Origin of the sequence: Xanthomonas bonasiae (assembly GCF_017163705.1) — a bacterium.
Lineage (GTDB): Bacteria > Pseudomonadota > Gammaproteobacteria > Xanthomonadales > Xanthomonadaceae > Xanthomonas_A > Xanthomonas_A bonasiae.
On sequence record NZ_JAFIWB010000007.1, the window covers coordinates 112,717 to 131,982 of the forward strand.

General features: G+C 68.2%; 18 protein-coding genes and 1 pseudogene. 1 reads left to right on the forward strand and 18 read right to left on the reverse strand.

All coding sequences use genetic code 11. From position 1 onward, the window contains the following. Positions 1-44: 44 nt before the first annotated feature. From JR064_RS09325 to tssB, 16 genes are all read right to left on the reverse strand, one after another. A complete protein-coding gene (locus tag JR064_RS09325) occupies positions 45-332 on the reverse strand; it encodes a PAAR domain-containing protein (protein ID WP_179569904.1) in 288 nt (95 codons plus the stop codon). Between the two features lie 61 nt (positions 333-393). Beyond that, positions 394-2,889, reverse strand: coding sequence for a serine/threonine-protein kinase (locus JR064_RS09330; protein WP_206229544.1), 2,496 nt, complete (start codon positions 2,887-2,889; stop codon positions 394-396). 279 nt (positions 2,890-3,168) lie between these two features. After that, positions 3,169-3,927, reverse strand: coding sequence for a hypothetical protein (locus JR064_RS09335; protein ID WP_206229545.1), 759 nt, complete (start codon positions 3,925-3,927; stop codon positions 3,169-3,171). Positions 3,928-4,078: 151 nt separating this feature from the next. Then, positions 4,079-4,750 carry a hypothetical protein gene (locus JR064_RS09340; protein ID WP_206229546.1) on the reverse strand — a complete coding sequence of 224 codons (672 nt, stop codon included), beginning with the start codon at positions 4,748-4,750 and terminating at the stop codon, positions 4,079-4,081. 310 nt (positions 4,751-5,060) lie between these two features. Beyond that, positions 5,061-6,107 (reverse strand): endonuclease/exonuclease/phosphatase family protein, encoded by a 1,047-nt coding sequence (locus tag JR064_RS09345; protein WP_191826036.1) that lies wholly within the window; start codon positions 6,105-6,107, stop codon positions 5,061-5,063. Between the two features lie 122 nt (positions 6,108-6,229). Next, positions 6,230-6,442: a hypothetical protein gene (locus JR064_RS09350; protein WP_191826037.1), complete on the reverse strand. Its 213-nt coding sequence runs from the start codon at positions 6,440-6,442 to the stop codon at positions 6,230-6,232. Between the two features lie 61 nt (positions 6,443-6,503). Beyond that, entirely contained in the window at positions 6,504-6,674 is a 171-nt protein-coding gene (locus JR064_RS09355) for a hypothetical protein (RefSeq protein ID WP_206229547.1), read from the reverse strand. Next, positions 6,674-7,351 carry a hypothetical protein gene (locus JR064_RS09360; RefSeq protein WP_206229548.1) on the reverse strand — a complete coding sequence of 226 codons (678 nt, stop codon included), beginning with the start codon at positions 7,349-7,351 and terminating at the stop codon, positions 6,674-6,676. Before JR064_RS09360 ends, JR064_RS09355 begins: the two co-directional genes overlap by 1 nt. After that, the gene (gene tssH, locus JR064_RS09365; RefSeq protein WP_206229549.1) at positions 7,348-10,137 is read right to left on the reverse strand and encodes a type VI secretion system ATPase TssH; all 2,790 of its coding nucleotides are present in this window, start codon (positions 10,135-10,137) and stop codon (positions 7,348-7,350) included. The genes JR064_RS09360 and tssH overlap by 4 nt, the downstream gene beginning before the upstream one ends. 52 nt (positions 10,138-10,189) lie before the next feature. Next, the gene (gene tssG, locus JR064_RS09370) at positions 10,190-11,233 is read right to left on the reverse strand and encodes a type VI secretion system baseplate subunit TssG (RefSeq protein WP_206229591.1); all 1,044 of its coding nucleotides are present in this window, start codon (positions 11,231-11,233) and stop codon (positions 10,190-10,192) included. After that, a complete protein-coding gene (gene tssF, locus JR064_RS09375) occupies positions 11,197-13,092 on the reverse strand; it encodes a type VI secretion system baseplate subunit TssF (protein WP_206229550.1) in 1,896 nt (631 codons plus the stop codon). Before tssF ends, tssG begins: the two co-directional genes overlap by 37 nt. Beyond that, complete coding sequence (gene tssE / locus JR064_RS09380; protein WP_206229551.1) at positions 13,092-13,595, reverse strand: type VI secretion system baseplate subunit TssE; 504 nt, start codon at positions 13,593-13,595, stop codon at positions 13,092-13,094. The genes tssF and tssE overlap by 1 nt, the downstream gene beginning before the upstream one ends. Before the next feature lie 13 nt (positions 13,596-13,608). Further along, on the reverse strand, positions 13,609-14,400 hold the full coding sequence (locus tag JR064_RS09385; protein ID WP_206229552.1) for a type VI secretion system accessory protein TagJ: 792 nt from the start codon (positions 14,398-14,400) through the stop codon (positions 13,609-13,611). An 81-nt stretch (positions 14,401-14,481) separates the two neighbouring features. Beyond that, a complete protein-coding gene (locus JR064_RS09390; RefSeq protein WP_179569926.1) occupies positions 14,482-14,985 on the reverse strand; it encodes an Hcp family type VI secretion system effector in 504 nt (167 codons plus the stop codon). Between the two features lie 92 nt (positions 14,986-15,077). Next, positions 15,078-16,571, reverse strand: coding sequence for a type VI secretion system contractile sheath large subunit (tssC, locus tag JR064_RS09395; protein WP_206229553.1), 1,494 nt, complete (start codon positions 16,569-16,571; stop codon positions 15,078-15,080). Between the two features lie 3 nt (positions 16,572-16,574). Next, positions 16,575-17,081 carry a type VI secretion system contractile sheath small subunit gene (tssB, locus tag JR064_RS09400; protein WP_191826043.1) on the reverse strand — a complete coding sequence of 169 codons (507 nt, stop codon included), beginning with the start codon at positions 17,079-17,081 and terminating at the stop codon, positions 16,575-16,577. 456 nt (positions 17,082-17,537) lie between these two features. Here tssB and JR064_RS09405 point away from each other — a divergent pair. Then, a pseudogene (locus JR064_RS09405) lies at positions 17,538-18,014 on the forward strand (helix-turn-helix transcriptional regulator); the annotation flags it as partial. 146 nt (positions 18,015-18,160) lie between these two features. On the opposite strand, the gene JR064_RS09410 reads toward JR064_RS09405, so the two are convergent. Both JR064_RS09410 and JR064_RS09415 read right to left on the reverse strand, forming a co-directional pair. Then, the gene (locus JR064_RS09410; RefSeq protein WP_179569947.1) at positions 18,161-18,607 is read right to left on the reverse strand and encodes a universal stress protein; all 447 of its coding nucleotides are present in this window, start codon (positions 18,605-18,607) and stop codon (positions 18,161-18,163) included. 79 nt (positions 18,608-18,686) lie between these two features. Next, positions 18,687-19,253 carry a maltose acetyltransferase domain-containing protein gene (locus JR064_RS09415; RefSeq protein ID WP_206229555.1) on the reverse strand — a complete coding sequence of 189 codons (567 nt, stop codon included), beginning with the start codon at positions 19,251-19,253 and terminating at the stop codon, positions 18,687-18,689. Positions 19,254-19,266 lie beyond the last annotated feature (13 nt).

A 19,266-nucleotide genomic window follows, 5' to 3' on the forward strand; every position in this document is an offset into this window, starting at 1 on the left:
GCCGCGCCAGCGCGGCCCCCGCCTGCTGCATCGCCCCGCTCCCCTTATCCGATCAAGACGGTGAAACACCCCAGCACGATCGCCCCGCCGTGCGCGGTGCTGTCGCCCAGCCGCGCCGCAGGCATGCCCGCGATCAGCACGGTCGGTGCGCCGGACACGATGCTGTCCGGCGGCCCCACGCACACCGCCATGTCGCCGATCCGCGCCGCCGGCAGCCCGCCGATCAGCACCGCCGGCGCACCGGGCGCCGTGATCGGCCCACCCACGTGCGGCACCACGCCGGTGACCATCGGGCAGACGTGCAGATCGGTGAGGCGGGCGGCAGGTTGCATGCGGAGCCGATAGCGCAGTGGCCAGGCGTCCAGCTTGGCGCGCGCGGCGGCGCGCGACCCGTCATTTCGTCTCAGCCACCACTGCCGAGCGCGGCGCATCCGGCGCGTCCAGCTTGGCCAGCGTCTCGCGCACCTGCGCCAGCGGCCCGGGCGCATCGCCGTACAGCCCGACCAGGATGTCGCGCGTGCGTTCGGCATGCGCGCGCGCCTGTGCGCGCTGCCCCAGGGCGATCTCCGCCTCGGCTAGGCCGCGCAGGATTTCCGCGGTCACCTCGTGCTTGTCGCCGAGGACACGCTCGGCATCGGCCAGGGCCGCCCGCTGCTCGGCGGCGGCGGCCTGCGCCTGGCCGTCGTCAAGCAACCAGAACGCATGGTTGGTGCGCGCCATGATGGTGGTGGGATGGTCCTCGGGGTAGCGCGCGCGCGCACTGTCCAGCGCCTTGCGGTAGTAGGGTCCGGATTCGGCGACCTTGCCCTGCTGGCGCAGCGCCCCGGCCAGGTTGTTGTAGATCATCTGGGTATCCCAGCCGTTCTCCCCGTACAGGCGGATCATGATCGGCTGCAAGGCCCTCAGTTCGCGCTCGGCGGCGGGGTAGTCGCGCTTCATCAGCAGATAGACCGCCAGGCTGTTGCGCATCGACAGGGTCAGGGGATGGTCCGCACCCAGGCGCGCGCTACGGCGCGCGATCAGGTCACGGATCAGGGCGATCGCCTGGTCGTAGTCGCCGCCGTCGGCCAGCGTGGCGGCGTAGCGATCGCCCGCGCTCAGCACGCTCTGGTCGTCGGCCGGCAATACCCGCAGGATGCCCGTGTAGGCCTGCCGGCTCTCGCGCAACGCCGCCTTGGCCTCGCCCTGCGCGCGCAGCGCCCAACTCAGCCGCGACTGCATGTCGTAACCCAGCGACGCGTCGGCGCCAAGGCGCAGGCGCACCTGCGCGATGCCCTCGCGCAGGATGGCTTCCGCGCGCTTCGGCGCGCCCACGTTCACCAGCGCCTCGCCGAGCAGCCGCATGATCTGCAGCTCGTCTTCGCTGTAGGCGCCCGAGTCCGCCTGTGCATGGCGCCGCGCCGCCTCGAGCTGGGTCACCGCGCGCTTGTACTCGCCCAGCGCGATCAGACTGGTGCCGATGGTCAGTTCCACCTCCACCAGGGCCTGCGGCTGGCTTGCCAGTTCGCGCGTGGCGCGCTGCGAGGCCTGGTCCATCACCTGCAACAGCAGGGTCTTGTCCTTGTCCTGGGCGACCGACGGATCAACGCTGGACAGCAGCGAGCCAAGGAAGTCCGCCGTCACCTGCGCCCGCTGCGCCTCGCGCTGCGCATTGCGCAACGACCACAGCGTGCTGGCCAGCCCGCCGAACAACGCGGTCAACACCAGCAGCGAGGCCAACACCGCACCGCGGTTGCGCTGTACGAACTTGCGCGCGTCGCGGCGCAAAGAGCGGGGCAGCGCGCGCGGCGGATAGTCGCCGAGCCAGCGACGCAGGTCGTCGAGCAACGAGGACACCGACGCGTAACGCGCCGCACGATCCGGCGCCATCGCCTGCAGCACGATCGCGTCCAGGCCGTCGTGCAGTCCGCGCAGCAACTGCGCCAGCGACACCCCGCGTTGTTGCGCCAGCTCGCGCTGCTGCGGCAGCGGCTGCGCCTGGATCCAGCGCGAGGGCGCTTCCGGCACGCCCGCCTCGAACAGCTCCGGGCGTACCCCGCAGATCAGCTCGTAGAGCAGCGCGCCCAGCGAATACACATCGCTGCGCGCATCCACTCCGCCATCGTCGCCCTGCGCCTGCTCCGGACTCATGTAGCCAGGCGTCCCGCTGGCGCCGGCCGGATTGCGCGACGGCTGCGCGGTCTCCACGGCGATGCCGAAATCGATGATGCTCGGTGCCGGGCGCCCATCCACCTCGCCGACCAGCACATTGTTCGGCTTGAGATCGCGATGGATCACGCCCTTCTGGTGCGCGTGCTGCACGCCCTCGCCGACCCGCACCAACAGCTCGATCCGCGCGCGCAGCGACAGCCCCCGCTGCCCGCACCAGCGGGTCAACGGCTCGCCGCGGATGTATTCCATCACCAGGTACGGCCGCCCCTGCGCATCGGTGCCGGCGTCGTGGATCTGCGCGATCGCCGGATGCTGCATCTGCGCCAGCAGACGGCATTCGAACTCGAACACCGCCCGCTGCTGCGCATCCAGTCCCGTCGCGGCAATCAGCTTGATCGCCACCTCGCGCGCGTAGGCGCCATCGGCGCGATGCCCCAGATAGACCTGGCCCATGCCGCCGCGGCCGATCAGCCGGTCGATCGCCCACGGGCCGAAGCGGGTCCCGGGCGGCAGCTCGGCGGCGTTGCCATCGCCGCCGAGCAAGGTGCCGAGCAGGCCCGGGCGCGGCAACTCGGTGGCGCGCAGGTCGGCCTCGAGCAGGCCAAGCAACTCGTGCAGCAATGCCGGATCGTCGCCGGCCTGCGCCCGCGCGAAGGCGGCGCGCTGCGACTCGGGCAGCGCGCAGGCCTGGTGGAACAGCGCCTGCAGGCGCTGCCAGGTGGCGGGGTTCAGCGGCATGGCGGGGGGGTCCGCGGCTCGGACCGTTCCCGGGCGAGGCGGGCCGCACGAACCCGGCAACACCCTGCACGCGCCGGTCCGCCCCTCACCGGCAGGCCCTGGCCAGGGATCGGGATCGGGCGGAGCAGACTGTCGGACATGGCCGTACGCGCGGGCTGGGAAGCGCTAAGTATCACGCATAAATGGCGATAGAAATCACACATCGGTCCGGCAGCCCTGGCAGCGGGGGCGGCACCCGCATCGGCACGCGCCTGGCCTCGACGTGCGAGCCAGATGGAGTTACATCCTTATCTCGTCGGTGACTTTCGCGACCAGTATCGCGCTGAGCCGCCTCATCGCCGCATCGACATCGACCGGTGCCCACATGAATCGTACTTTCGCGCGGGTTCCTTCCTGTGCCGCCATCTTGAGGATCTCGCTCGTATCGCCTTCGTGCATGCTCTTGCTGGAGAGCATGTACGCATCCTGATAGAAGCCGTCGGGTGTCATGTCCTTGGGATTTCCTATCCCGCACAACCGCGTGGCAAGCGCGCACAGATGCCACGCAAGGTCCACTTCCTGGAGCGACTTCGCATCCGCGACCCAGTCGTTCAGCCCGAACGCATTGCTGACGTGACAACCAACGTTGGTCTGGTAGATGTACCCCTGCAGATCATCGCCGCCACTGCGCTGTTTGCTTAGGAAAACGTACGAATGCCCGGCGCCGCCGCCAATCACGTTGATCCGCACGATCAGATGGCCCTCGACAGCACGCATCTCCTCCAGCGCTTGCAACGGCGCCTTTCCATCGATCAGCGGAACGGCTTTGGGATTGGTCATGATGTCGCTCATCGGCGTGCCGGCCAATATCTCGCACAGGCGCGTGGCACTGGTGCCGCAGGCCATCTTGTTTCGGATCTGGTTCTCCAATGAGAACTCCGCGACGCCCCAGGACATCATTTCGCGGTCGATCACCACGCCTTTGAAGGCCTGCTGGCCCGCGAGATTCTCCCAAGCGCGAAGCACCACGTGCCGCAGAATGACGTGCAACGTATCCATTCCCTCTCCTATCGATCACCATGCGTTCAATCTCCGGGCCGCGACCAGGTCCACCGACGAATCGTGGCCGGATCCGCCCAGAGGCGGTAAGGCGCGCCGAGCGCGAGGGATGGCAATGCGCCAACGCCCCACCGTATGGACGGCTAGCTCCCTAGCAGGCGGCAATGGCCGACGAATGCGAGCTTCCGCCTCCTCCCCCGCCGCTCCCTGCATCGTCGTCAGGATCGCGCTTCTTCCGCCAGTGCTCGATCGCAGGCTTGCAGCTGCTGGGCAACATGCTCCAGGGGTCGAGCCAATGCGTACTCGAATCGCTGGTCACCCATGCTTCCGAAAAGGCGATACCCAGGTATTGCAGTACTGCACGACACAGGGGGCAGATGGGCTTGCTGACGCCGATGCGCTCGATCTCGCTGGCGGGGTTCTTCCCGCGCAGAAGGTAGTGCAGCACGGCATACATCTCCGCGTGGAGATGAGAGCCACCTCCAGGCTTGAAGACGAGACCATGATCCGCGTAGTGGCGTAGCGCATAGTCCTCCATCGCAGACATGAAGCGCTGGGAAAACACCACGTGGCGGCCATTGCGCTTCCTGACCACCGCGGTGACGCATTGATCCCCGTGCCCTTGCCAGTCGTAGGCGTTATGAATGCTGTGGGCCACATCGTCCAATGCCGAACGGCGGGCGTTCGTCGTTGGCGGCGCGGCCAACAACGCTTGCCGCGTTTGTTCCACGACCTGCCTGCGCGCTTCCACTTCCCGCGCTCGCTGTGCGGCGGCCTGGACGCGTTGTTGCTCGCGCAGCGCTTCCGCTTGCGCTGGCGTCATGCGAACACGTGTGGACCGTTGCCGCGCCAGCCTGGCGCAACCGCGTGCATGGCCTATTCCGTCGGTCGTTAGATTCTGACCACATTCCGAGCATCTAGCCACTTGGCACCCCACTGAATGACATTGCGCCACCGCGCTACCGAGCAGCGGAGGCGATCTCTCTGGAAGAAGGTCGCGCGACTTTTTCTCGCTTTGACAACGCACCGGCTGGCGATGGTCAGGACGCGATGCCGACGGCTTCAGAACGGCGGGGCGCCAGGCAGCGCCCTCGGCCTTTCGAATGTCGAAGCCGCACGGATTCGACGCCGCATCAAGACCACTCGGCGACGATCGCGCCATGGTCACTGAATCTCCCGACTTCGATTCCGATGGACACCGAGACATTGGTCGCCGGCTTCGCCAGTACGTAGTCCAGCGTACCGCCGCTCTTCTGGGTATGCGGCACGTACTTGGTGATGTTGCCCCGATAGGCATGCCAGCGGCGTCGGAAGCTGACCGGCCTGGTGCCCGGCGGCGGACCGAAGCACGCACAGAGATTGTTGTGGAAGTTCGCGAACAAGGCCTTGCTCGTGTCCTCGGCCACCTCGGTCCGAAATTCCTCCAGATCGATGTTCAGGTCGCCGATGGCGATGCACGGCTTTTGTTCGACGGCGATCATGCCGGCAAGCTGTTTGACCGTCTCGCCACCACCCTTGCCGAACGCTGGCGCGTGCACGGCGTAGATCACCCTGTCCACGAACTCCAGCCGGACGATCTGGCGCTTGGCAGACGTGACATTGACCTCGACCTGCGTCATCTTGAAATCGAGATTGGTGAATATCAAATAGTTGCGATGTTTCTGCTGGGAATCCAGGGCCTCCCAACGGTGATATTTCCAGATCAAGGGCGACAGCTGAACTCTGGACAGCCGCAATATCACCTTGGGCTGTCTTGCCGTCGCGATCATGGAGGCCAGTGTACCGGGGTCTTCGATGGCGCGCACAGCGGACCCGAGTTCCCGCATGATCTTCTTGTTGGTTCGCAGGATGTGATTGCGCGACTTGAACTTCATGCCGCTTCGCGTTCGCGAAGACTCCATGCCGATATGCGTCTTCGCCTTGTTCAACTTCGCGCGCCGTGCCGCCATGATGTTCACATAGGGCGACGGAATCTTTTCCTCTTCGCAGATCACCTCCAGCGCCGCCGCCTTTTTGATCGACTCTATTTCCGCAAAGTCGATCGCCGCATCCTGAACTTCGCAACAGATGACCACGTCACAATGGAGGCTGTTGATCGCGCTCTGGATCAGCGACCCTTTGCCGTCCATGCCCATCTCCATGGGGTTCCCGCTTTCAAGATTCCAGAAAAGTACGCGCATTGCGCTGCCTCCATGCCGATGTCGAAGTTGCGTTTGGGTCGAGACTCGCATCCGCCGGCACGTCGGATCCGGTCTCGATCGCGTCGCACCGAGGAGCGTGCGTCCGCGCGGAAGGCATCACCTCAGATACTTGTGGCGTTGGTCGGCTGGGTTACCTTTCGCCGTATCGCGCCAGTGCGCACCGTATTCACTTGAGCCACAACGCCGCCGACCTCGGCGAGTTTTGCGGCGACGATGAACGCCTTTTCCTGGGCATCCGTGTAGTTATCGACCCATCGATAGTAGGTTTTGCTTCCTGCATTCACCACGAGGTAGGTACCGCCATGACCAGGCATAACAAGCTCCTTCGCTAAACAACGGAAGCCGGCCATGCTGGCCGGGACTGGAAAAATCCGATCAAACGCAGTCGCAGGCGAATCCATCTTCGGCGGGCAGCGCCGGCGGGAAGATCTTCATCGGCCTTTGCAATCCTTCATTCCACACATGTACAGCGCCCTTTTCCTTCGTTCCCATTGCGATCCGACGATCGCTGTCGGCGATGCCGATACGCGTCGGCGCCGCCCCCATCAATTCAACACCTTGGCCATCGGCGCGACGATGGGGATTGCCTTGTCCAGGTCGATATCCGCCGCCGTCATTTGTCCCGTGACCACCTGCGCCACGAACTTCCAACCCATCGGCGTCGCATAGCCGATGACGAAAGAGGAAGTGCTGTTGGTGTAAGGGGTCCCGCCCGACATCGACATGCGGCGCGCGCGCGTGTCGACCGTGCCTGGCGTTGCCCCCGGAAACAGGCGGCGTTCTGCCCGATTGCGATCCACAGCTCCGCACGGCATGTTGCCGGCGAGGTGTGCCACTTTCGCCTTCTTCGGATTACCCAGGTCGGGCAGGAACGACAGGCGGCAGCCGGTCAGTTCGGAGGTGAAGAAAAGCGGCGCGAGGTCCGCGTCCAGGTCCAGCGAGGTATCCGCTCCGGACTTCCAGGGCAACCAATGCGCGCGCATGCTGTGACCGCTCTTGCCGTCATCCGGCCGCAGCAGCACGACATTCTGGAACGCGCTCGCCAGAATGAACCGGTGCACGCCGGCCGGCGGAAAGGCGACGGTGTCGAGCTTCTGCTGGCACCCGCCACGGCGCCATTCGCGAAAGTCGGCATGGCTGATCACGCCTTCTTCGTCGACCACGATCACGTGGCGCGACAGAAAGTCCTTCGGCTTTTTGGCGAGGTCATCGACCAGGGTCATACGTTCGTTCCGCTGGACGCGGCCTCGTCGCCACCGAAGCTGTAGGCGAAGCCCGCGCTGTCCGTCGCTACACGGACACCCGCAATCGGCTCGCTGCGCATCATGCAGTTCAGGAACTCGCGGCTGATCTCCGGCAACATCGAATTGGTCAAAATCGCATCGATCATCCGCCCGCCCGATTCGCTTTCGGTGCAGCGGCTGACCACCAGCTTGACCACCTCGTCGTCGTAGTCGAACGGGATCTTGTAGCGAGCTTCCACGCGCTGCTTGATCCGGTTCAACTGCAGCTTGACGATCTCGCCGAGCATCGCGTCGCTGAGCGGGTAGTACGGGATGGTGACCAGGCGGCCGAGCAGCGCCGGCGGGAAGATATTCAGCAGCGGCTCGCGCAGGGCCTTGGCCATGCCGTCCGGATCCGGCATCAGTTCCGGGTCCTTGCACAGGCTGGCGATCAGGTCGGTGCCGGCGTTGGTGGTGAGGATGATCAAGGTGTTGCGGAAATCGATGCGGCGGCCTTCGCCGTCTTCCATCACGCCCTTGTCGAAGACCTGGAAGAACAGTTCGTGCACGTCCGGGTGGGCCTTTTCCACCTCGTCCAGCAGCACCACCGAGTAGGGCTTGCGCCGCACCGCCTCGGTCAGCACGCCGCCTTCGCCGTAGCCGACATAGCCCGGAGGTGCGCCCTTCAGCGAGGACACGGTGTGCGCTTCCTGGTACTCGCTCATGTTGATGGTGATCAGGTTCTGCTCGCCGCCGTACAGCGCTTCGGCCAGGGCCAGCGCGGTCTCGGTCTTGCCGACGCCGGAGGTGCCGGCGAGCATGAACACGCCGATCGGCTTGTGCGGGTTGTCCAGGCCGGCGCGGGTGGTCTGGATGCGCTTGGCGATCATCTCCATGGCGTGGTCCTGGCCGATCACGCGCTTGGCCAGCAGCTGCGGCAGGCGCAGCACGGTGTCGATCTCGTTGCGCGCCATGCGCCCGACCGGGATGCCGGTCCAGTCGGCGACCACCGCAGCCACCGCCTGGTAGTCGACGGTGGGCAGGATCAGCGGGTTCTCGCCCTGCAGCGCGCCCAGTTCCGCCTGCACCTGGCGCAGCCGGGCCAGCAGCGCGTCGCGTTCGTTACCGGACGGCGTCTGCGCCGGCATCTCCTGCATCTGCTGCGCCGGCTCCTGCTGCGCGAGCGTCTGCGCCGCCGCTTCCAGCGGGCTGCCGGTGCCTTCGATCGGGGCGATGCCGGCGCGCAGTTGCGCGCGCAGCGCCAGCAGTTCGTCGACCAGCGCCTTCTCCTCGCCCCAACGCTGTTCCAGCGCGGCCAGGCGCGCCTGTTCGGTGTCCAGCAGCGCGCGGCAGGCGACGTCGCGTTCGTCGACGACGATGCCGATCGCGCGTTCGCGCTCGATGATGCCGCGTTCGGTCTGCAGCGATTCGATGCGGCGGCGGCTGTCGTCGACATCGGCCGGGGTGGCGTGCAGGCTCACCGCCACGCGCGCGCAGGCGGTGTCGAGCAGGCTCACCGACTTGTCCGGCAACTGCCGCGCCGGGATGTAGCGGTGGCTGAGCTTGACCGCCGCCTCCAGCGCCTCGTCGAGGATCTGCACCTTGTGGTGCTGCTCCATGGTGCTGGCCACGCCGCGCATCATCAGCACCGCCTTGACCTCGTCCGGCTCGTCCACCTGCACCGCCTGGAAGCGGCGGGTCAGCGCCGGATCCTTCTCGATGTATTTCTTGTACTCGGCCCAGGTGGTGGCGCCGACCGTGCGCAGGGTGCCGCGCGCCAGCGCCGGCTTGAGCAGGTTGGCCGCATCGCCGGTGCCGGCCGCGCCGCCGGCGCCGACCAGGGTGTGGGTCTCGTCGACGAACAGGATGATCGGCTTGGCGCTGGCCTGCACTTCGTCGATCACCGCACGCAGGCGCTGTTCGAACTCGCCCTTCATGCTGGCACCGGCCTGCAGCAGACCCACATCGAGCGCGCGCAGCTCGACCTCCTTCAGCGCCGGCGGCACGTCGCCGCGGGCGATGCGCTGGGCCAGGCCCTCGACCACCGCGGTCTTGCCGACGCCGGCCTCGCCGACCAGGATCGGATTGTTCTGGCGGCGCCGCATCAGGATGTCCACCACCTGGCGGATCTCGTCGTCGCGGCCGATGATGGGGTCGAGCTTGCCGTCGCGCGCCTGCGCGGTCAGGTCGGTGGTGAACTTCTTCAGCGCCTCCTGCTTGCCCAGCGCAGCCGGGGCGATCGCGCCGCTGGCCTCGCCCGGCGCGCCGGCCTGGCCGAGCTGGAAGCCATCGCTGGGCAGCTGGCCGTCTTCCGGCGAGCCGGCGACGATCTCGGCGAAGCGCTCGCTCAGCGCCTCCGGCTTGATCTTCTCGAACTCCTTGGAGATGCCGAGCAGCGCATTGCGCAGCGTGCGCACGCTGAGCACGCCGACGATCAGGTAGCCGGTGCGCACCTGCGCTTCGCCGAAGCTGAGCGAGGCGTACACCCAGCCGCGCTCGACCGCTTCCTCGACGTTGCCGGACAGGTCGGTGACGCCGCCGGCGCCGCGCGGCAGCCGGTCCAGCGCCTCGGTCACGTCGCGCGCCAGGTTCGACGGGTTGAGCTCGAAGCGCTTGACGATGCGGTGCAGGTCAGAGTCGGGCAGCTGCAGGATCTGGTGCAGCCAATGCACCAACTCCACGTACGGGTTGCCGCGCAACTTGCAGAACACGGTGGCGCTTTCGATGCCGCGGTAGGCGAGCTTGTTGAGCTTGCCGAACAAGGCGCTGCGACTGATCTCGGCCATGACGGTGATTCCTTGTGCGAATGCGGAAAGAAGAGAAAGTGGAACGCGGCGCTCAGCCGGACGGCCGCAACACCACGTCGTCGGCGTCGGCGATGTCCCAGCTGCGCTGGCCGAGCCAGGTGTCCAGGCCCAGGCGCCCGCCGCGCGCCAGCGTGGTCGCCGGCACCTCGTCGGACTGCAGCAGCAGCTGCAGATCCCAGCCCTTTTCGTCGCCGACGTAGCTGCGCACCGCCGCGGCCAGCTGGCGCAAGGCCTCGCCGCCGGGCAGGAAGCGCTGGAACGCGCTGCGCGACAGCGGCCCCAGGCGCAGCCGGAAACGCTGCTGCGCGCCGCGCGCATGCGCGCCGAGCACGGTGCTGTGGCCGAGCGTGGCGACCTCGGGCGAGGCCCCCAGCCGCAACCGCGCATCGTCGGGCAGGCGCATCCATTCGGCGACGAACGCGAGCACCTGCACCGGCACCGCGAACAGCTGTTCGAGCAGGCCGCGCAGGCCTTCGGCATTGCGCGCCACCGGCAGCAGGCGCCCGGCGAAATGGCGGCGCGCGTCGTCGGGCAGCGCGTCGCGCCCGCGCAGGTACGGCGAGGCGATGCCGCTGAGCGCATCCAGGTAGCCGCGGAAGCGGTCCTCGTGCGGGCGGTCGGCCTGCACGGTCGGCTGCGCATCGGCCCAGGCGCGGTAGAACAGGCTCAGCATGCGGTGGTGGAACAGGTCGGCGAACGCGGCCAGGGTCGGGTCCCTGGCCTGCGCCTGGCGCTCGATCGCGTACTCGGTCAGGTGCAGCGGCAGCGGCGCGTTCGGGCCGAACAGGCCCAGGAACAGCCCGTACAGCTTGCCCGGCTGGGTGCCGGCGGCGGCCACATAGCGGTCGATCGAGCGTGGCGCGAACGCCAGCGACGGCGTGTGCCGCAGCCGCACAGGGTCGTCGGACGGGCGCGTGGAGCGGCCCAGTCGCGGGCGCTGCGGATGCGCGCGTTCCAGCGCGCGCAGCGCGGCGAAGAACTCGAAGTCCTGCGGCCGCTCGCGCAGCGCCCGCTCCAGGGCGGCCAGATCGGCGGCGCTCACAGCAGCGCCCGTTTGCCGAGCTGCGCCGGCCAGCGGGCGATCTCGTTGCGCTCGCTGGTGCGCAGCACGGTCTCGGTGAAGGAATTGACCGACACGTAACGGGCGAAGAAGTGCTGCAGCACCGCGCCGAGCAGGAACGCGCCGCTGCCTTCGAACGCGCTGTCCTCGCAGGTCAGGGTGATCTCCAGGCCGCGACCGAAGGTGATCGGGCCCGGCGCCGGGATGCGGCGCACGATCGGCTGCGCGCGCACCTGCTTGATGCCTTCGATCTGGCGCAACGCTGCGGCGTCGAACGGATCGCAGTAGAGCGTCAGCATCTCGCGCAGCGCGGCGGCGCCGTCCTGGCCGTCCTCGAACAGCGACAGATAGTTCAGCTGCAGGTGGCTGAGCAGGCGCCACGCGGTGGCGCCGTCGCTCAGCGCCGGGCGCGGCTTGGTCGGTCCGGCCACGCAGCGCACGCTGTGCACCGGCGCGCCGGCGTCCATGGTGAAATCGGTGGCGCCCTTGCCCACCGGCATGTGCAACGGCAGGTCGCGGTTGCTGCACAGCAGCTGCAGGCCGAGCTGGCGCAGGGAGGTGGCGTAGGCGCCGTCGTCGGCATCGACCAGGCTCACGTAGACCTCGCTGCCGACGTAGCTGGAGCGCGCGCCCTGGCGGCGCTGGCGTGCCGACAGCAGGCGCGGCTCGCGGCGCATGGTGTAGAACGCGCCGTGGCGCGCGTGCCAGGTATGCGCGTCGCCGCCATAGAACGGCAGGAAGCGCTGCTCCGGTTCCTGGCGGTCGCCGAAGCCTTCGACGTCGCCCAGGCTGTGGATCTCGAAATCCATCGGCCGGGTGCGGTCGGCGAGCACGTGGTATTCGGTCTTGCCCGGCGCCAGGTGCAGGCGGTCGGCGCGGCGCGGGAACAGGTTGATCGCCGGCGTGCAGAACAGGCGGAAGTTGTCCGCGCTCACCGCCTGCGCCAGGCTGGGCACGCTGCGCTCCAGCAGCACCACGATCTCGAAACCGGTGCCGTGCAGCCGCCGCAGCGCCGCGCGCAATCCGCCCAGTTCGGCGAACAGGAAGCGCTGCGGGCAGGCGAAGTATTCCTGCAGCAGGCGGTAGCCGCTGAACGCGCGGCCGTCGTACGGCACCAGCGCCTCGTCGTCGGCGAAGCCGCGCGCGCGCAGGTCGCTGCGGCCGCGCTGCAGCTCCACGCTCGCGCCGGCCGCGTCCTGGCCGCGGACCACGAAGCCGGCGGCGTGGCCGAGCAGTTGTTCGTACAGGCGCGTGGGCAGGTCGTCGGTGCCGGCCAGGAACAGCGGCAGCGCGTCCAGCGCCAGCATGTTCGCCTGCACCCCGGCCAGCGTTTCGAAACGCAGGCGCAATGCGGCGCGCACCGGCTTGGCCGCGGCCTGTGCCGGCGGCAGGCCGATTCCGGCCGCGGCGATCGCCGCCGGCGTGTCCAGGTACTTGGCCTCGCGCAGCGCCAGCGGCCACAGCGTCAGCGCATGCGCGGTGCGGTATTCGCAGGCGGTGCGCTCGCCGCCGGCGACCAGGCTGCGCAGCGCGGTGTGGCGCGGCACGGTATGGCCGGCGGCCAACGCGCTTTCCTTCAGCTCCGGCTGCAGCTGCACCACCGCCATCGACGGCATCGGCGTCAGGTAGTGCGGGTACACCATCTGCAACAGGTGCTGGGTGAACACCGGATACTGCGCGTCGAGCTTGAGCTGCACGCGCGCGGCCATGAACGCGAAGCCTTCCAGCAGGCGCTCCACGTACGGGTCGGCGCACTCGAAGCCTTCCAGGCCCAGGCGTCCGGCGATCTTCGGGAACTCGCGCGCGAATTCGCCGCCCATCTCGCGCACGTGCTGCAGTTCGCGGTTGTAGTAGCCGAGCAGGCGCGGATCCATCAGGCGTAGCCCTCGCTGACGTCCAGGCGCCCGGTCTCCAGGTCCAGCTCGGTCTTCAGGTACAGGTTCAGCGGCAGCGGCTGCGCCCACATCTCCGATTCGATGAAGAACACCAGCGAGCGCCGGTCCATGCGCCGTGCGTCGGCCTGCACGGTGACACGCAGGGTGTCGGCGATCAGCCGCGGCTCGAACGCCAGGATCGCCTCGCGCAGGCGCAGCTGCAGCGCCGCCGCGTCGATGCCGGACATGGCCACGCCGGCCAGGTCGGGGATGCCGAAATTGAGCACCGAACGGCGCACTTCCGGATACGCGTCCAGCGACTGGTCGGTGGCCAGGTTGACGCAGTTCAGCAGCCACGACAGGTCGCGCATCACGCACTCGCGCAGGCGCGCGGCGGAGATGACCCGCTTGTCGCGGCTCTCCTCCTGGCGCAGCGGCTCGTCGTCGCTGAGCCGGTCCAGCAGCGAGGGCTGCAGGCGTTCCTGGGTGGTGAGTTCGGCCATCGCAGCGCTGCGCTCAGGCCGGGTCGAACAGGATCTGGCGCACGTCGAGCAACGCGTGTTCGCCGGCATCGGTGGCCCACACGCGCTGGCCCAGGCCGACGTCGCCGTCGCGGCCGCTCCAGTCGGTGCGCCGCGCCAGCAGCAGCTGGCCGTCGTCGCTGCGCTCGGTACCGGGGTAGCGCACCGGCACGAAGCCGAACGCCTCGCCGCCGTTGCGCCAGGTCACCGCGACCGGCGCCCACAGCATGTCGCGCAGGTCGGCCGGGGCTTCGAAACGCAACGCCTGCACCTGCGCGAACGGCACCCAGGCGTAGCCGCCGTTGACCACCAGTTCCAGGCACGGGCCGAAGCGCGGATCGGCATCGGCGATCCACGCGAAACGCGTGTCGTCGAGCTCGCCGGCGCTGGTCGGGGCCTGCTCGAACGCCTGCGCGCGCAGGTCGGCGGCCTGCGCGGTAGCGCCTTCGGCCGACAGCCGCAGCGCCTGCAGCAGCAGCGCCAGCCACGGCTCGGGCGCGCCGAGCACGGTCGGCAAGGCCTGCCCGGCGAACACCGCCGCGCGCTGGCGCTCGGCCTGCACGGTGATCGCATAGGTGGCGGCGAGCGCCGCATTGTCGGCATCGAGTTCGCGACAGGCGTCGAGCTGGGCGCGGGCGCGGTCCCATTGGCCGAGCACCGCCAGCAGTTGGAACAGGAACACGCGCTGGCGCGCGTCGGCCGGATGCTGGCGCACGCGTTGGGTCAGCAGTTTCAGCGCTTCGTCCGGACGCCCGTGACGCAGCAGCAGTTCGGGAGTGGTGTCCATGGCCTGTCCGCACGAAGGGAATGTGCGGCGCCGTCGCGACGACGGCGCCGGGGTGCGAGGCGGCCGCAGCCGCCGCCGCGGTCAGGCCTTGGCCACGCCCTGGATGTCGTAGGTGAATTCCTTCGCCCCGCCCTGCGCCGTGCCCTTGTCGTCCTGCGGCTGGAAGCTGTACTTGAACTTGCCGAAGTGCAGGGTCAGGTTCTCGGTCAGGCGATCCTCGCCACCCGAGCCGCCGGTGGACAGCGAGGTAACCAGCACGCCTTCGCTCAGTTCCAGGGTCAGGAAGTCGGTCTGCTCGCCGGTGGCGTTGGTCACGTACAGCCACGCATTCTCCACGCGCGCGCCGGTGCACACGGCATCCAGCAACGCGTTGGAGCAGCCGTCGACGTACTTGGTGATGGAGATGTCCTGGATGTGCGCCTTGCCGCCGCTGGCCGAACCGCCACCGGTGTGCAGGTCGCCGGAATTGCTCGCGCCCCACGACCAGGCCAGGATCGGCACCTCGCCCTTGTGCTTCTTGTGGTTGGACGCGCCTTCGATCTTGACCTTGCCGCTGCCGAACTTGATATGCATGTCGAACGCCATGGAACTGCTCCTCTAGTGAAAAACGGACAACGATGGGTCGGCGCGCGGCGCGCATCGCCTGCGCGCCGGGGCCGTGGCACGGTGGCGCCGGGTCAGGCCTTGGCCGCCGACGGCAGCCGCGACACCAGTCGCAGCGACACGGTCAGCCCTTCCAGCTGGTAATGCGGTTTCAGGAAGAACTTGGAGGTGTAGTAGCCGGGCGCGCCCTCCACTTCCTCCACCACCACCTCGGCCGCGGCCAGCGGCTTGCGCGCCTTGGTGTCTTCGCTGGAGTTGGACGGATCGCCGTCGATGTACTGGGTGATCCAGCGGGTCAGCCACGCCTGCATTTGCTCGCGATCGCTGAACGAGCCGATCTTGTCGCGCACGATGCACTTCAGGTAATGCGCGAAGCGGCAGCAGGCGAACATGTACGGCAGGCGCGCGCCGAGTGCGGCGTTGGCGGTGGCATCCGGATCGTCGTACTCGTCGGGCTTGTTCAGCGACTGCGCGCTGATGAAGGCGGCCATGTCCGAGTTCTTGCGATGCACCAGCGGCATCAGCCCCATCTTGTCCAGTTCGGCCGAGCGGCGGTCGGTGATCGCCACCTCGGTCGGGCACTTCATGTCCACGCCGCCGTCGTCGGTGGGGAAGGTGTGCGTGGGCAGGCCCTCGACCGCGCCGCCGGACTCGATGCCGCGGATCCGCGAACACCAGCCGTACTGCTTGAACGAGCGGTTGATGTTCACCGCCATCGCATAGGCCGCGTTCTGCCAGGTGTACTTGGCCGAATCGGCGCCGGTGGTCTCTTCCTCGAAATCGAACTCTTCCACCGGATTGGTCGATGCGCCGTACGGCAGCCGCGACAGCGTGCGCGGCATCGCCAGGCCGATGTACTTGGAATCCTCCGACTCGCGCAGCGAACGCCATGCGGCGTAGTCTGGCGTGGAGAAGATCTTGGCCAGGTCGCGCGGGTTGGACAGCTCGTTCCAGTTGTCCATGCCCATCAGCTTGGGCGCGGCCGCGGAGATGAACGGCGCGTGCGCGGCGGCGGCGACCTGGGCGATGCCGTTGAGCAATTCCACGTCCGGCGGGCTGTTGTCGAAGTAGTAGTCGCCGACCAGGCAGCCGTACGGCTCGCCGCCGAGCTGGCCGTATTCCTGCTCGTAGACCTTCTTGAAGATCGGGCTCTGGTCCCAGGCGGTGCCCTTGTAGCGCTTGAGCACCTTGCCCAACTCCTTCTTGGAGATGTTGAGCACGCGGATCTTCAGCTGCTGGTCGCTCTCGGTGTTGTTGACCAGGTAGTGCAGGCCGCGCCAGGCGCCTTCCAGCTGCTGCATGTCGGCGTGGTGCAGGATGTGGTTGAGCTGCTCGCTGAGCTTGCGGTCGATCTCGGCGATGTAGGCCTTGATCGTCTGCGACACGTCCTCGCTGACCACGTCGCTGCGGCTGAGCACCTGCTCGGCCAGCGTGCGCACCGCGGACTCCACTTCTTCCTTGGCGCGTTCGCTCTTGGGCTTGAACTCGCGGTTCAGCAGCGCGGCGAAATCGCCCGCCTCCAGAACCTGGTTACCGCTGCCGGCTTCGGCCAGTTGTTCGCTCGCCATGGCTCAGCCCTCCTTCGGATCGGCGGGCTTGGCCGCCGAGACCAGCGACTGCAGCAGCGCCGGGTCGCGCAGCGCCTGCGCGATCAGGTTCTCGGCACCGGCCTTGCCGTCCATGTAGGTGTCCAGGTTGGCGAGCTGGGTGCGCGCCTCCAGCAGCTTGGCCAGCGGCTCGACCTTGCGCGCGATCGCCGCCGGCGAGAAGTCGTCCATGCTCTCGAAGGTGATGTCCACCGCCAGCTCGCCTTCGCCGGTCAGCGTGTTGGGCACCTTGAACGTGGCGCGCGGGCGCATCGACTGCAGGCGGCTGTCGAAGTTGTCCACGTCGATCTCCAGCGCCTTGCGTTCCTCCAGCGACGGCAGCTCGCCGGCATTGGCGCCGGACAGGTCCGACATCACTCCCATCACGAACGGGATCTGCACCTTCTTTTGCGCGCCGTAGACTTCCACGTCGTACTCGATCTGTACCCGTGGCGCCCGATTGCGCGCGATGAACTTCTGACTGTTTGCCATTGCCTCGTCTCCGATTGAGCCTTTCGACCCGGCCCGCCGGCAACGCCGTGCAGGCCGGCCGCGCACCTGCCGCCGGTTGATCCCCGGGACGCCGACGCGAAACGCCGGCGGCGCTCCCCCATCGCGCGCTGCCGCCGTTCCGCCTCCACGTTCCCCTTGCGCCGTCGGCGCGCGGGCAGATCGCCGCACACCGGGCATCGCATGCCATGCGTGGCGCCGATCCCCTCGGCGCATCCCGCTGCACGGCGCTTTTCAGCGATGCGGCGAGTCTAGGAACGGCCCCGGCGGACCACCCGACATTTCGTCTCAGCGAAGGCCGCGTCTACGCCTGTGCACAAAGTGTGACGGCGGTGATGGCTTTGCCCCGCTTCTTCCGGTTGTACCGATGACAGGCCCCGGGGTGGGCCGCGACCGCCGCAGATGACCACGATCCGTCGCATCACCGTACCGGCGCGCATGCCAACGCGCGCGCACCTCGCCGACGCCGGCGAACCGCTGTTGATCGACCTGCTGGCCTATATCGAGGAGAACATCGGCGAACCGGAGTTGGGCGGCGAGATGCTGCTGGCCGCGTTCCCGCTGTCGCGCGCCACCTTGTACCGGCTGTTCCAGGCGCGCGGCGGCGTGGCCAGCTACATCCGCGAGCAGCGCCTGCGCACCGCGCACCGCTACCTGCAGCTGCACCCGCAGTGCAGCCTGACCTGGTTGTTGTACGAAATGGGCTTTGCCTCGGAACGGCAGTTCCAGCGCGCGTTCCAGGCCCGCTTCGGCATGTCGCCGGCGCAATGGCGCAAGGCGTGCCGCGCGGCGCCGTGCCAGCCCAGGGAGGAGCGTCGCGGCCCCTACATCCCGATGTGGCGGATCATCCGCGAACTGTGCCGCACCTCGATGGTGGACGATGCGCCGGTGTACGCGCCGGCGGAGCCGGCGACGGCGCAATAGCCGCCGCCGCGCCGCGTTCCCTGTAGGAGCGGCTTCAGCCGCGACCGACACCGTCCCCGCGCGACCGTTCCCGGCAAGATCCTGTCGCGGCTGAAGCCGCTCCTACAGAACGCGCCGCCGCCGGCGCGTGTCCAACCTCAGCGAATCACCAACACCGGCACCTGGCTGCGCGCCAGCACCTCGGCGGTCTGGCTGCCGAGCAGCACTCGGCTCATGCCGCGGCGGCCGTGCGAGGTCATCACGATCAGATCGCAGCGGTGCGAAGTGGCGATATCGATGATGCCCTCGGCCGGGTAGCGATCGAGCACATGGCAGCCGTGCGCGATCACGCCGGTGGCCTCGGCGGCGGCCAACGCCGGCGCCAGGATCTTCTGCGCGCCTTCTTCCCGGTCCTGCCGGTATTCGGGCGTGGCCTCGTAGCCCACGCTCCAGCCCATCGCGTCGTACATGCCCATCGCCCAGGGCTCGGACACGGTGACCACATCCACTTCCGCACCGAGCCTGGCGGCCAGCGCCAGGCCCTGCTGCAGCCCCTTGGCGGACAACTCGGAACCATCGATCGCAATCAGAATGCGCTGGTACATCTGCGTGCTCCGGTAACGCCGCTTGCAGCGGCATGGGTCCCATTGGACACCCGGCGTGGACGCCGCGCCTTGACCCGGATCAATTTCCGGGCGATCGCGGCGCCAGCGCGCGTGCCGGATTGCCGGCCACGCGCGCGCCGGCAGGCACGTCGCGGGTGACCACGCTGCCCGCACCGATCACCGCATCGTCGCCGATCGTCACCCCGGGCAGCACGATCGCCCCGCCGCCGATCCACACGTTGCGGCCGATCGTCAGCGGCCGGCCGAATTCCAGCCCGGCCGCACGCTGCGCCGCATCGCGCGGATGGTCGGCCGCATACAGCTGCACCGCCGGCCCGATCTGCGTGCCGGCGCCGATGCTGACCTTGCACACGTCCAGGATCACGCAATTGAAGTTGAGGAACACGTCCTCGCCGAGGAAGACGTTGTAGCCGTAGTCGCAATGGAACGGCGGCCGCACCACCGCCCCGCGCCCGACCGCGCCCAACCGCTCGGCCAGCAACGCACGCCGCGTCGCCGGCGGTTCGGCCAGCGCCGCGTTGTAGCGCACCATCCACGCCTTGGCCGCGGCCTGGTCGGCCTGCAACTGCGCATCGCCGGGCCGGTACGGTTCGCCGGCCAGCATCTTGTCTTTCTCGCTACGCATCCTGTCCTCCCAG